Below are 13,546 nucleotides of genomic sequence, written 5' to 3' on the forward strand. Positions count from 1 at the left end.
CCGTTACGTTACTTGTAGTCCTCAAAAGCAACTCTGGTTATCAAAGCCTCTTGATGTAGCTCTTCATTCGCTCCCTGTCGGGAAATTCGGCATTCCGATGACAGCTTTAAGGGTAAACCCGTTTGGCGATCTATGGTCAGATGATACACAGTTCGCACAACGGAATGCTCCAGCTGGTTATTCATATCCTCACAACTCTGCGCCCATATTTGGCTCAGCTTTTTTTGCAGCTCTCGATTCGTTCCTGTATGCTGCATTTTTAATATCCCGATTTGTGGATTTAATGTATTCATTTCTTTCATTAAACGTTCTTTCAACCAGCGCTTTGCCGATGCAGGTTCTGGCTCAATCCGCACCACCCAGGTTCCCCGGGCAGCTCCGGTCTCCATACGAATGCTCTTATTCAGTGTGTTTAATTCCTCTAGTTCCTGAATCGGATTGAAGCGATTTAACATACCATTTCCAACCATAGGAGTATAACCGGATGTCAGCGCAATCCATTTTCCATTCTGACGAAGAAAACGTTCACGTGTAACACCATGCTCGGACTTACCTTGTTTCAGGGCTACGTAGCCACCTTGCTTACGAAAAGCCTCTTCAGAGCCCCAGTGCATGATCAATTCATCGTGATTTCTTAGTCTCCCGTGATATTCAAACTGTTGATTCGTTGGCAGACCGCTGTCAGCTCTGATTCCAGTCCGTCCAGTAAACGTTACCATCTCTTTGCCGGCCATTCCTGCAACAGCTCTTTTAAAAATCTGCTCAGGAGTATATTGTCGCTCCAGTGCACAACCACTTAACACACATATTACAAGAAACGCACAAACCTGCATCATCCATTGCTTTCTCCAATGCATCCCATCATCCACCCTATCCTGAACATAACCGTACTCATGAGCAAAAATCCTGCTTCAGGACAGTCATGCTACCTGGTTCACTTCATCGTGGTATCCCTAGTTCAGTCATACACACGATATAGCTACGTTTAGGATTACCTGTCTACAATGGGTTATGCAAGACAAAAAGAGAACATTCCCTAAGGAATATTCTCTACACATCGGCTGCATGATCAATAACTATTCGATTACGTCCTTCATTTTTCGCTTCATACAAGGCCATATCAGCCCTATAAAATAAAGATTCAATACTGATCTGCTCGTCCAGCCAGTTCCATTCAGCAATCCCGCAAGAAACAGTCACCTGAGGCTCGGTTTCATGCTGTACACGGTAACGTATTTTTTCTGCATATCCGAGCGCCTGCTGCACCCCCAACTGCGGCAAATAAATGGCAAGCTCCTCACCGCCCCATCTGGCACATACATCCTCATCACGGGTCGCCGAACGAACGATATTGCTGACGCTTTTCAAAATTTCGTCACCTGTCTGATGCCCATACGTATCATTCACCTGCTTGAATTGATCAATATCCACCAAAATAAGAGATCCACAGAAATCTTTTTCCTGATGTTGCTGAATGATTTGGTCCACATAATGACGTACATACAGACCTGTTAACATATCCATATTAGCCAGCCGCCGCACCTCAGCGTGTAGCATAGCATTGGTTACCGCCAACCCGATATGAGGGGCTAGCATTTGCAGCATCTTGTAATTATCGTAAGAGAAAAAGTGTGGGAGCTTACTGGTCAATAGTATAACCCCTCTAGGAGTACCGCTCGTCTTCATAGGTACAGCCATCAAAGACTGGGAGTCCGTCGCATTCATAAACTGAGAGGATATCTTCCCATCCTTTTTGTAGTCCGATACAATCACTGGTTCTCCTGTTTTGCGTATCAGTCCAGCAAATCCATCTTCACGAGGGTAACTTTCCAGCCTTAAGCTTTCCACATTACTCGACATGACCTTAAAACAGCTTCCATCCTGATCAAGTTGCACAATACAGCAAAAGTCGGCCATGAACATTTTTAATAACTCCTGCACGGCAAACTCAAATATTTCATTTAACTTCAGGCTCTGATTCAAGCGCTGAACCAGCTCATTAATGAGACGCAATTCATGGATAAGTACATTCGATTGCTCTAGCAGCTTCGCATTTTCAAACGCGGTGCCAGCCGTATCCGCCATCATGGCAATCAGCTCTACATCCACTTTTTTCATACTATCCGCACCGGCCGGAAGAATCATATGGAAAACACCGTATACGCCCTGCTTGCCACGTAATGGGATACCGATTTCAGTCATTTCGTCTTGTGTACCGACAGGCTCATTCACAGCCATTTGCCCTTTCATAAATGCACGGACACATACATCCTCGTCCCGTTCATGCAGCAGCAAAGGTTTGACCTGCGGATTGCGACTATGCCGATCCTGACTCATATACAACGTGATATCCACATGGGGAAACAAATAGGCGATGCTCCCAAACACTTCGTCCAGCACGCCTTCCACATCAATCTTGTCATGCATCCGTTTTACAATCTGAAATAAAATAGAGCGGCGTCTGCCTTCACGATCGCTTCGATTCTTCATCCCAAGGATATCTTCCATAAATATATACTCGAACTTCGAGTAAAAGCAGGATCTAAAATGCAAAGCAGCTACTAACAATGCGTCCTGCTCCGAGACAGAATGTTGAGCGGGCCGTGTAAAACGAAGAGCCGCGAAGGGCTCCCTCTTGTAATTGCGGCATAGTATGGGAACCATGTATACAAATGCAAGGCTTCCATCACGAAGTTTGCGCTGGCCCACTTCCATCTCTCTAGATATGCAACAACGTTCGACCAAATCCAAATCCTCGTCATCATCCTCTTCCCTACCAGCGACCCGAACACCTGTAAAATTAAAAACAGCAGTATATTCTTCGTTAATCCAGGATATACCATTGTTCTGATGTAACCAATTCCGATATCCTTGGACAAGAAGCTGGTTAATATAGGGGAAATCATAGGGTGTCATATCCATGTTCTGGAGCCAGGCAAAAGACGTATATCCTTTATCATCAAACAGCGGAGCACCGCTAGCCTGAACTGTTTTACTGTCAAGCATTTGCTGATCCGTTGTTGAAAATTCCGACATATTAAGGCGCTCCTTCACAGCAAAATTAGCTGTACCAAGACAGCGGCTATACACCACTATAGCTCATAATATGATCTATTTTACTCTCAACTCTAGAAATTTGCATCCATTTTTCAGAAATTCGTCCCACTTTTTTAGTTCTAAAGCCCTATCGACAAATTTTGACGTTTTCATTCTTTTTCTCTTCTTGACATTGACCTACTCTTACATATAGTATATATTATTGAAAAAGACTGTACGGCAGACTATCTACTGTGCGGATCTTAAATTTTGGGCGTAACAGTTTGTGTCACCCTCATCTTTTTTGTTGCTGACAGGACAGCGGCTGAACTTTTCTGTCAGTAGTGCGTTCACCTTAATAGGTAGCGCCGAACAAATTGGAGCGCAAAGAGAGCCCCAACTCAAATTTTAATTATGAAGGAGTTAACTCTATAATGGCACGTTACACTGGTCCTAAATTTAAATTGAGCCGTCGTCTCGGTATTTCCCTGAGCGGCACAGGTAAAGAATTGAAACGCCCTTTCCCTCCGGGACAACATGGTGCAAACCAACGGAGAAAAATCAGCAACTACGGTATGCAGCTTCAAGAGAAACAAAAGCTGCGTCACATGTACGGCTTGGGTGAAAAACAATTCCGTACCCTGTTCAACAAAGCTCAACACATGCACGGTATCGCTGGTGAGAACTTTATGTTCTTGCTGGAAAGCCGCCTGGACAACCTTGTGTTCCGTCTTGGCTTTGCTAATTCCCGTGCAGGCGCACGTCAATTGGTAGCTCACGGTCACGTTACTGTGAACGGTAAAAAAGTTGACATCGCTTCTTACCAAGTAAGCCTTGGCGACGTGATCGGTCTTCGTGAAAGAAGTCGTTCCCTGTCTTCCATCAAAGAAGCTTTGGAAAACCGCAACCACTTGGCAGCTTACCTGGAGTACAATGACGCAGCTCTGGAAGGCAAATACATTCGTTTGCCTGAGCGTGGCGAATTGTCCCAAGATATCGATGAAAAACAAATCGTCGAATTCTACAACCGCTAATCTTTGTATTAGCACCGAAAAGCACCCGAATTTATTCGGGTGCTTTTTCATGTTATTTTTTTATGTTATCGTAGCGTCTAACTTATAGCTTTTTATTCACTCAGTAAGAATAAAAAAAGCAACGCAGAGATGCTATACAGGTCTCAGCGTTGCTTTTAAATGTATTCTAATTAACTCAGCTTGATTTTAGCAAATTTTCGTTTACCTACTTGCACAATGTCGCCTTCCTGCGGCATATATGCTTCGTTCACATCGGTCCATTTCTCTTCGTTAATTTTGACCGAACCCTGCTGAATACTACGCTTGGCTTCACCGTTAGATGCTGCAAAGCCCAGATGAGTCAGCAACTGGATAACACGAATGCCGCCTTCTTCTAACTGATCAGCCGTCAAGGTGAACTCTTCAATATCGTCAGGCAGCGCGCGTTGCTGGAATACTGTCACAAAATGCTGTTTCGCTGCTTCCTCCGCTTCTTCACCGTGGTACATGCGTACTAACGTACCGGCCAGCTTCATTTTGGCATCACGTGGATGCACTGAACCGTCCTTAATACCTTTCGCCAGCTCTGCCAGTTCCTCGTTGTTGATATCCGTTGCAAGTTCAAAATATTTCAGCATCAGCTCGTCAGGAACGGACATGGATTTCCCGTATATTTCGTTCGGCTCCTCATCAACACCAATGTAGTTCCCCAAACTTTTGCTCATCTTCTGGACGCCATCCAGCCCTTCAAGCAATGGTAATGTAATAGTAGCCTGCGGCTCAACTCCGTATTCTTTCTGCAGGGTTCTGCCCATCAGCAGATTAAACTTCTGATCCGTCCCCCCCAATTCAATATCACTTTGGAGAGCCACGGAATCCATGCCCTGCATCAGCGGGTAAAAGAACTCATGGATGCTGATCGGCAATCCGTTTTGGTACCTTTTTGTAAAATCATCCCGTTCCAACATACGGGCAACCGTTACCTTGGCGGATAGGGTTACTACATCAGCAAAAGACATTGGCCCTAACCATTCGGAATTGTAGAATACCTTTGTTTTTTCAGGATCGAGAATTTTAAAAATTTGTTCCTTGTACGTTTGTGCATTACGCTGTACATCTTCCTCAGTCAGTTGCTTACGAGTCTCCGATTTACCTGTCGGATCACCAATTCTGCCCGTAAAATCTCCGATAATCAGTTGCACTTGATGGCCTAATTCCTGGAACTGGCGCAGTTTGTGCATAACAACCGTATGTCCGATGTGAATGTCAGGCGCAGATGGATCAAGACCCAGCTTAATTTTGAGTGGCTCGCCGCTAACGACCGATTTGATAACCTTACGCTTCAGCTCATCCTCCGGTACAATTTCCGCCACACCCCGCTGTATCGCCTCTAACTGTCGCTCTACCTCTACCTGTTGCTCCGGCTTCAATTCTTCCCACTTCATGCTGTATACCTCCTATTTTTCATCCAAAATATTACATATTAGACAAACAAAAAAGCCCCTTTCATCCCAAGGGACGAGAAGGAGCTGCTCGCGTTACCACCCTAATTAAAGAAACGCATGTCAAAGACAGACATTTCTTTCACTTCATTCCTATAACGGGCCTACACCCGGTACTGGATTACTATGGTAGCTTCGCAAACCTGCAAAAGCTTTCCATTCATCCAGACAGCTCCAGACGGTAATTCAAAGGAGGGACGCTACCGATTCACACCACCCACCGGCTCTCTGTACAACGTGAATCCGCCTTCTACTGAAGTCTTTCTCTGCTTTTCACGATATTTACTTTGACCTATTTATAACACACTGCTTTTATGTAGTCAACGACACCAAAAGACAGGCTTTTTAGCATATGGGTTCATTTTGTAATTTTATGCTATAATAATGGCTGTTATAAAGGAGGAAGACTTAATGGTTGAAGAAAAAAACAATGTATCAGAGCCAAAGCCTTCCCGCTTACGGACAACCATGCGAAGGCTCGGCCGTGTCATAAAGTGGGTCGTCATCATTGGTTTTATGGGGGCACTATTCGCAGGAGGAGCCGCCGCCGGCTATGTTGCTTCTATTGTAAAAAGCGAACCCGTGCGTTCCAGATCCATGATCCTACAGGAAGTAGATAAGAATGCAATTACAGGCTTCGCTTATTTCAATGATGGCTCTCCCATCGGACAACTCCGGACAGAGGAAGATCGAAGACCTGTCACGTTTAAGGAGATTCCACAACTCGTCATTGACGCAGTCATTGCCATTGAAGATAACCATTTTTACGAGCATAGAGGAGTCGATCTGTCGGGAACGCTGCGTGCTGTGAAGCAAAAGGCGCTGCATGAATCTGTACAAACCGGGGGGAGCACCCTCACCCAGCAGCTCGCGCGTCGTGTCTTTCTAAATCTCGATCGCACGGATGACCGCAAGGTCAAAGAAATTTTGCTATCTCTGCGGCTTGAGCGCTTCCTGAGCAAGCAGCAAATTATTACGGCCTATCTCAATAAAGTACCTTTTGGTAACGGTTCAAGCGGTTACAACGTCTTTGGCATTAAAGCAGCGGCCAAAGGTATTTTTAATGAGAATGATCTGAGCAAGCTTAATGTAGCCCAAGCCGCCTATCTGGCAGGTCTACCACAGCTTCCTTCTTCTTATTCTGCTTACAACGGTAAGGGCGAGTTTAATGAAACTGGCTTTAAAAGAGCCATAAACCGCCAGCACCTGGTGCTCAGTCGAATGCTGGAGGAGAACAAAATCAATAAAGCACAGTATGATGAAGCGATGGCTTTTGATATCAAAAAATCTCTCGCACCACGCACTGTTAAAGCTTATAACACCTATCCATACCTTATGATGGAAACCGAGCGGCAAGCCGCGCAGGCACTCATGTCTGTCACCAATCCGGGTCAAGCAGCTAATGCCAGTGCAGATACCAAGACCAAGGATGATAACGATTTACTCAAAGAAGCCGAACAGCAGCTTCGCACAGGCGGTTATATGGTGTACACCACCATTGATAAGAGCGTATACAAATCTATGCGCCAAATTGCAGAAAATAAAGACAACTTCTCTGCTACCAGTAAAACCAAGGGTGACGAACAAGCAGCGGCTATTCTGATTCAGCATAAAACAGGCGCCATTCTCGGAATGATGGAAGGTCGGGACTTCCAAAAGGAGCAAATGAATTATGCTACCCAGATGGTACGTCAGCCAGGTTCGGCTATGAAACCAATTGCTGCCTATCTCCCTGCATTGGACAGCGGTCTTGTGCAGCCTGGCAGTATCGTGGATGATGCTCCTATTATTTTGAAAGATGGCAGTAATGGATATCACATCCCGAAAAATGCTAACAATCGCTATCAAGGATTGGTCACGGCGCGTTATGCACTAAACCAATCGCTAAATACGATAGCACTCAAGCTGTTTAACGAAAAAGTAGGTATCAGCAAAGCCTGGGCTTTTGCCAAAAAGCTGGGCATAACCACCTTGGAACCAAGTGATAACAACGCCCAAACGGGTGTACTTGGCGGCTTGGCCCATGGGGTGACCGTCGAGGAGCTCACGAATGCATATGGAGCCATTCCAAATGGCGGTGTGTTTAATGACGCCTATATGATCGAAAAGATTGTGGATTCGCAAGGCAATATTGTATATAAGCATCAGCCTAATCCTGTGCAGACCTTCACACCGCAAACCGCCTACTTGATGACGGATATGTTGCGTACCGCCGTGTCGGAAGGCACAGGCAGACTGGTGAAGCGGAACTTTGATCAATCCGGCAAGATTCCGATTGCAGGCAAGACAGGCACTACGCAATCTTACACTGATGTTTGGTTTGAGGGCTTTACGCCTGACGTCACGCTGGGTGTATGGGTTGGTTACAAGCAACCTGTCAATAAGCTTGAAACGAAAGCGCAAAAAGAGCGGGCTCGTCGCTTATGGGCTCTAATCATGAATGAAGTAACGGCTAAAGATTCTCAGTTGTTCCAAACGGACAGTTTCAAGAGACCTGACGGCATTGTAAGCCGTACAGCGTCCGCGTATGGTTCGGACATTTATAACAGTAAGTATCAACCCAAAAACAGTGAAAATGGTGTTACCCGTGCGAAATATATTACCTATCAAGGTGTGAATTACATTCCACGCGATGGTACACCGGATGATATGTTGTATGAACGGACCGTTAGGAAACGGGAAAAGCCAATCTCAGAATTGATTAAAGAACTTCAGCAAGCCTTTAAGGTAATGAGACGACATAACTCGTTGTCCTACTATCTGCCTCAGGATGCAGATAAGGAAGCTCCTACTCGGATTGATCCACGCAAGGACGATGGAGCAGCCCCTAACGCTCCATCTAGCGTCAACGTAAGCTATAGTGACGGCAAAGCCATAATCAGCTTTAGCCCAAGCGGAAACAGCGACGTCGTAGGATACCGTCTATATCGTTCTACAGATGGGGGCAGCTTCCAACGGCTTGGCAAGGTCGTTATGGCTGATGGCTCCAAGGTGTTCTCTGACAGCCCTGGGGGCAGCAGCTCCAGCTACTACGTGACCGCCGTTGATGTAGGCGGGCATGAGTCCGGGCCAAGCACGAAAGTAAGCGCAGCACCTGTAGTACCACCTATAGATTCTGAGTGGCCAAACGTTCCGGGCGAGGGAGATGGAACAGGTGCACAGCCTACAGAGGTCCCTACTGCCCCTGGACAGCCTCAAGCTAAAGCCGCAGGCTCGTCCGTAGCGCTCCAATGGAGCGCAGGAAAACCTGGGGACGCTATTACAGGCTATAACGTGTATTACAGTGAAAGCGGTGCGGAGCCTTTTACAAACGTAGGCTCTACCGCCTCTACCAGCTTTGAATATAAGTCGGGTAGAAAGCCAAAAGGCTGGTTCCGTGTCACTTCCATGAATGCCATGGGGGAATCGGCTCCTTCAGGAGCCGTCCGTCCATAACTGAGGACACAAGCAGACAACGATAGGTTGGGTGAAGATGAATGATTCACCCTAACAAAAAGGGAGTCACCTTAGCCATTAAGGCTTTGGAGACTCCCTTTTTAATTCTAACATGCACAGCACTTCAATCCTCTATGGTAGACAAGTCACCTGTAGGAAGGTTAAGCTCCCAGGCCTTCAGTACACGTCTCATAATTTTACCGGAACGGGTTTTGGGCAACCTTTCCTTAAATTCAATTTCGCGTGGAGCAGCATGAGCAGACAGCCCTTCCTTGACGAAGCGATAGATGTCCTGCTGTAAAGCTTCAGATGGTGTATAGCCTTCACGTAGTGCAACAAAAGCTTTAATGATCTCTCCCCGCACGGTATCTGGTTTTCCAATGACTCCGGCTTCCGCTACAGCAGGATGCTCCAGAAGCTTGCTCTCCACCTCAAAAGGACCAATTCGCTCCCCGGAGGAGTTAATAACATCATCAATCCGTCCCTGAAACCAGAAATAACCATCCTCATCCATATAGGCAGAGTCACCGGACACGTACCAACCGGGAAAGCGGAAATATTCCTGAAACTTGTTCGGATTATTCCATATACAGTTCATCATAGATGGCCATGGTGTACGGATCGCCAAATGACCCATCCGGTTAGGAGGCAACACCTGCCCTCTGTCGTCCAAAATAGCAGCCTGAATACCTGGAAGTGGCTTTCCCATCGAACCCGGCTTAATCGGCAGCTCAGGGTAATTACAGATCAACTGTCCCCCTGTCTCCGTCATCCACCAAGTATCATGAATGCGCTGGGTATATACTTGCCATCCCCATCGCACCACTTCGGGATTGAGTGGTTCTCCCACGGATAACACATGCCGCAGACTACCGAGATCATACTTGGCAACAACCTGCTCCCCTGCGCTCATCAGCATTCGAAACGCTGTAGGAGCGCTATACCATATGGTCACTTCGTAACGCTCAATCGTCCGGTACCAGTCCTCTGGGCTGAAACGGCCCCCACGAATAACATTCGTCGCTCCGTTCAGCCATGGAGCAAAAATGCCATATGACGTTCCTGTGACCCAGCCTGGATCAGCAGTACACCAATACACATCATCTTCCCGCAGATCCAGCACCATCTTGCCAGTATAATAATGCTGAATCATCGCATTTTGTACGTGATACACGCCTTTCGGCTTGCCTGCGGAGCCTGACGTATAATGAATGATTAATCCATCCTCACGACTCAGCCATTCAGGTTCAAGTTCTTCTGAGGAAGTAAGCATTTCCGTTTCAAAATCAATAATCCCTTGCTCTCGTTCATCCATATCACCAACCACAAAAATATGCCGCAACTCAGGTAGCTCCTCGCGTTTTATCCGCGAAAGAAGTGCAGGTGTGGTCACTAGCGCCACCGCCCCGCTATCCTCCAGCCTATCCTTGACCGCCGTTTCCATAAACGCCTCAAACAAAGGGCCCACAACAGCCCCTACCTTTAAAATACCAAGCAAGCTAATCACCAGCTCAGGTGAACGTGGCATGAAAATAAACACCCGCTCCCCTTTGCCAATACCGTATTTGCGTAGCACATTACCAAACCTGTTAGAGCTGGCACGAAGCTGAGAAAAGGTGTAAGATTCATCACGGCTGGCATCACAATACAAAAGTGCTGTTTTTTCACCACGCCCTTCCTCTACATGTCGATCAATGGCTTCATGTGCCATATTCACCTTGCCTGTTTCATACCACGTAAAATGACGTTCTGCGTCTTCCCACTGAAATCGGTTGTAAGCTTGTTCGTACGGGCCCATGTTGGATGTGGGAACTACAGCCTGGAGTTCTTCATTCTTCATGCATACAGCCTCCTCATAAAATGATAATGAGAATTGCACAGGACAAGATAGCGCTTACAAATTCAATGAAAGCAAATGTATCCCTTTGGTTTAATATCTGATTTAAAACATCTAATTGTGAACATTCTATGTCTAAAACAGTATATCATAGATGAGGATGTGACGACCATCCTTTTCATTTATTTGTTTTTTTGTTATAAGTAGGGGATGTGGAGAGCTAGCTGATGGTAAACAAGGAGGTCGCACACATGCAGCATTTAAAACTGTACCACTTGGACACGCTGGATCATAACGGACAAACAATCTACGTAGAAGGACCGGTATCCGCTGATCAACTGCGTTCATTTCAAATGCATACGCAATTGGACGCCTTTCGTAAACCAAAGGAGCAGTTCGACGCGCTGGTGGAAATTTCGGAACTGCCAGAAGGCAGAATTATCATTGCCCATAACGGGGAAACCCTTCTGGGATACGTCACTTTCCACTACCCGGATGAGATGGAACGCTGGTCGGAAGCTGGCATGAAGGATTTACTGGAACTTGGAGCTGTTGAGGTGGCCGATGACTATCGTGGTCTGGGCCTGGGTAGCCGAATGATTCGGATTGCCTTTGAGGACGAACAGCTTGAATCCTATATTATTTTTACGACCGAATACTATTGGCATTGGGATTTAAAAGGCAGCGGTCTTTCCGTATGGGAATACCGCCGCATGATGGAACGTCTAATGAAAACCGTAGATATGGTCTGGTACGCCACGGATGATCCTGAAATATGCTCACATCCAGCGAACTGTCTGATGGTACGAATGGGAGAGGATGTGCCTCTCGCATCACGGGAGCAATTTGACCGTATCCGGTTTGTCCGAAGATTCATGTATTAAATATTGCACCATTAGCTCAAATGCTTGAGCATGTACTCCACAATACGATGCGAGCGATGTGAAGCTTCTACCGTAAAATCAGCATAATTAACATGAGCTGACCCATCAGCCTTATCTGACATAGATCGTAGGACAACATAAGGCACAGCGTTCATATAAGCCGTCTGAGCCACTGCTGCACCCTCCATCTCGGTACAAGCGCCGTCCATTTCCTGATGCAATGCAGTTACTAACTCACGATTTGCGACAAATTGATCGCCGGAAAGCACCTTACCGACAATATATCGATCGCCAAACGATTTGCAGGCTTGTTCAGCCAGGCGGACAAGCTCAGGATCAGCTACGAACTCTGAGGTGTCCTGATAAGGAATGATCCCTCTGGCATAACCCAAAGGCGTTACATCCATATCATGCTGCATACATGTTGATGAGATGACAATATCCCCAATGTTTAAATCGGGGTGTACCGCTCCCGCCACTCCCGTAAATATAATTTGTTCTACGCCAAAATGATCAATCAGGATTTGTGTTGTTACCGAAGCATTGACCTTGCCCACACCGGACTTGCATACGACAACCTTTTGCCCGTGAATGATTCCTGTAGTGTATGTGATTCCAGCCTTGATCGTCGTGCTCGCTTTTGTCATTGCTGACAGCAGCAATTCAATTTCTTCATCCATAGCACCCATTAATCCGTAAAGTCGGCTCATTACGCATCCCTCTATTCTTGGTTTGATGATGATGTCCATAAAAAGCTATGTATCCGCGAAAAAAGCTCCATCAAAGGAGCTTTCATCGAAGGTATATCCTATTCAGCACTGCACCTAGTCTAAATAATTAACTGACAACCGCAAAATGGTTTCATGCGGCAAAATAACGCGAGGGTTCTCCACGTTTTCCTTCTTCATCAACTTGGTCAGCAAACGCATCGCTACCGCACCCAAATCGTACATCGGTTGTGCGACGGTTGTCAGCTGAGGCCGAACCATGGAGGCCATACGAATATTGTCAACACTGATTACCGAAAAATCATCAGGTACTTTCAATCCCTCATCCTGAATGCTGTGAATCGCCCCAATTGCCATTTCATCCGTAGCAGCAAAAATCGCACTTGGCTTCTTCTTCAGGCCCAGGAAGTATTTCATGGCTTCGACACCGGATTCATAACGGTAGTTCCCGATTCGCACGAGATCCTCCTGATAATCAATTCCGGCTGTTTCCAACGCTCTCTTGTAACCTTGGAAACGTGCATAGCCGTTAGCTGGGTCTTGAAGCGTACCACTGATCATTGCGATTTGACGGTGTCCATGGCGGATCAACGTGTTTACTGCATCAAAAGCAGCGGCTTCATGGTCAATATCGACCGAAGGATAGCTACCTTTTTCATCACTCGTAGCACATAGAACGATAGGGACTGCGGCTGTATGGAACGCCTGAATATGCTCGTCCGTTACTGTACCGCCCATGAACAGAAGTCCATCCACTTGCTTTTCAAGCAATGTGTTGATGACACGAATCTCTTTTTCTTTCCGCTTGTCAGCATTACACAAAATAATATTATAGTGATACATATTCGCTATATCCTCAATACCGCGCGCAATTTCTGCAAAAATTGAGTTCGATATATCCGGAATAACCACGCCAACGGTCGTTGTCTTCTTGCTGGCCAGACCTCTAGCCACCGCATTTGGGCGATATCCCAATTGTTCAATCGCTTCGTACACTTTCTTGCGGGTCTGAGGTTTTACATTAGGATTATTGTTAACTACGCGGGACACCGTGGCCATTGAGACACCAGCTTCGCGAGCTACATCATAGATCGTTACCGTCACATTCCTT

Annotated in this window: 9 protein-coding genes and 1 other annotated feature; of the genes, 3 read left to right on the top strand and 6 right to left on the bottom strand. The window is 46.3% G+C overall.

Annotated features, from left to right (window positions below; translation table 11 throughout):
• Window positions 1-8 precede the first annotated feature (8 nt).
• Both AC6EJC_RS03325 and AC6EJC_RS03330 read right to left on the bottom strand, forming a co-directional pair.
• Window positions 9-833 (bottom strand): hypothetical protein, encoded by an 825-nt coding sequence (locus AC6EJC_RS03325; protein ID WP_444952877.1) that lies wholly within the window; start codon window positions 831-833, stop codon window positions 9-11.
• 217 nt (window positions 834-1,050) lie between these two features.
• Window positions 1,051-3,036 carry a sensor domain-containing diguanylate cyclase gene (locus AC6EJC_RS03330; RefSeq protein WP_444952726.1) on the bottom strand — a complete coding sequence of 662 codons (1,986 nt, stop codon included), beginning with the start codon at window positions 3,034-3,036 and terminating at the stop codon, window positions 1,051-1,053.
• Between the two features lie 434 nt (window positions 3,037-3,470).
• On the opposite strand from AC6EJC_RS03330, the gene rpsD reads away from it, so the two are divergent.
• Complete coding sequence (gene rpsD / locus AC6EJC_RS03335) at window positions 3,471-4,070, top strand: 30S ribosomal protein S4 (RefSeq protein ID WP_025684247.1); 600 nt, start codon at window positions 3,471-3,473, stop codon at window positions 4,068-4,070.
• A gap of 170 nt (window positions 4,071-4,240) precedes the next feature.
• Here rpsD and tyrS read toward each other — a convergent pair whose 3' ends face one another.
• Window positions 4,241-5,494 (bottom strand): tyrosine--tRNA ligase, encoded by a 1,254-nt coding sequence (tyrS, locus tag AC6EJC_RS03340; RefSeq protein WP_444952727.1) that lies wholly within the window; start codon window positions 5,492-5,494, stop codon window positions 4,241-4,243.
• Between the two features lie 66 nt (window positions 5,495-5,560).
• Window positions 5,561-5,827 (bottom strand) — a binding site (T-box leader).
• Window positions 5,828-5,962: 135 nt separating this feature from the next.
• Between tyrS and AC6EJC_RS03345 the strand changes: the two genes are divergently transcribed.
• Window positions 5,963-8,986, top strand: coding sequence for a transglycosylase domain-containing protein (locus tag AC6EJC_RS03345; RefSeq protein WP_444952728.1), 3,024 nt, complete (start codon window positions 5,963-5,965; stop codon window positions 8,984-8,986).
• A gap of 124 nt (window positions 8,987-9,110) precedes the next feature.
• Here the strand turns inward: AC6EJC_RS03345 and acsA are convergent, their stop codons facing one another.
• On the bottom strand, window positions 9,111-10,826 hold the full coding sequence (acsA, locus tag AC6EJC_RS03350; RefSeq protein ID WP_444952729.1) for an acetate--CoA ligase: 1,716 nt from the start codon (window positions 10,824-10,826) through the stop codon (window positions 9,111-9,113).
• A 248-nt stretch (window positions 10,827-11,074) separates the two neighbouring features.
• Here acsA and AC6EJC_RS03355 point away from each other — a divergent pair, with 248 nt between their 5' ends.
• Window positions 11,075-11,707 carry a GNAT family N-acetyltransferase gene (locus tag AC6EJC_RS03355; protein ID WP_444952730.1) on the top strand — a complete coding sequence of 211 codons (633 nt, stop codon included), beginning with the start codon at window positions 11,075-11,077 and terminating at the stop codon, window positions 11,705-11,707.
• Window positions 11,708-11,718: 11 nt separating this feature from the next.
• Here the strand turns inward: AC6EJC_RS03355 and AC6EJC_RS03360 are convergent, their stop codons facing one another.
• Window positions 11,719-12,417, bottom strand: coding sequence for a 5'-methylthioadenosine/adenosylhomocysteine nucleosidase (locus AC6EJC_RS03360; protein ID WP_444952731.1), 699 nt, complete (start codon window positions 12,415-12,417; stop codon window positions 11,719-11,721).
• A gap of 114 nt (window positions 12,418-12,531) precedes the next feature.
• Complete coding sequence (ccpA, locus tag AC6EJC_RS03365; protein ID WP_023989333.1) at window positions 12,532-13,539, bottom strand: catabolite control protein A; 1,008 nt, start codon at window positions 13,537-13,539, stop codon at window positions 12,532-12,534.
• Between the last annotated feature and the right edge of the window lie 7 nt (window positions 13,540-13,546).

This window comes from Paenibacillus sp. TY11 (genome assembly GCF_059772165.1).

What these genes read in the sequence shown, in the direction of transcription:
- AC6EJC_RS03325 (WP_444952877.1), bottom strand. Translation starts at nt 833, where the DNA reads ATGCAGGTTTGTGCGTTTCTTGTAATATGTGTGTTAAGTGGTTGTGCA.
- AC6EJC_RS03330 (WP_444952726.1), bottom strand. Translation starts at nt 3,036, where the DNA reads ATGTCGGAATTTTCAACAACGGATCAGCAAATGCTTGACAGTAAAACA.
- rpsD (WP_025684247.1), top strand. Translation starts at nt 3,471, where the DNA reads ATGGCACGTTACACTGGTCCTAAATTTAAATTGAGCCGTCGTCTCGGT.
- tyrS (WP_444952727.1), bottom strand. Translation starts at nt 5,494, where the DNA reads ATGAAGTGGGAAGAATTGAAGCCGGAGCAACAGGTAGAGGTAGAGCGA.
- AC6EJC_RS03345 (WP_444952728.1), top strand. Translation starts at nt 5,963, where the DNA reads ATGGTTGAAGAAAAAAACAATGTATCAGAGCCAAAGCCTTCCCGCTTA.
- acsA (WP_444952729.1), bottom strand. Translation starts at nt 10,826, where the DNA reads ATGAAGAATGAAGAACTCCAGGCTGTAGTTCCCACATCCAACATGGGC.
- AC6EJC_RS03355 (WP_444952730.1), top strand. Translation starts at nt 11,075, where the DNA reads ATGCAGCATTTAAAACTGTACCACTTGGACACGCTGGATCATAACGGA.
- AC6EJC_RS03360 (WP_444952731.1), bottom strand. Translation starts at nt 12,417, where the DNA reads ATGAGCCGACTTTACGGATTAATGGGTGCTATGGATGAAGAAATTGAA.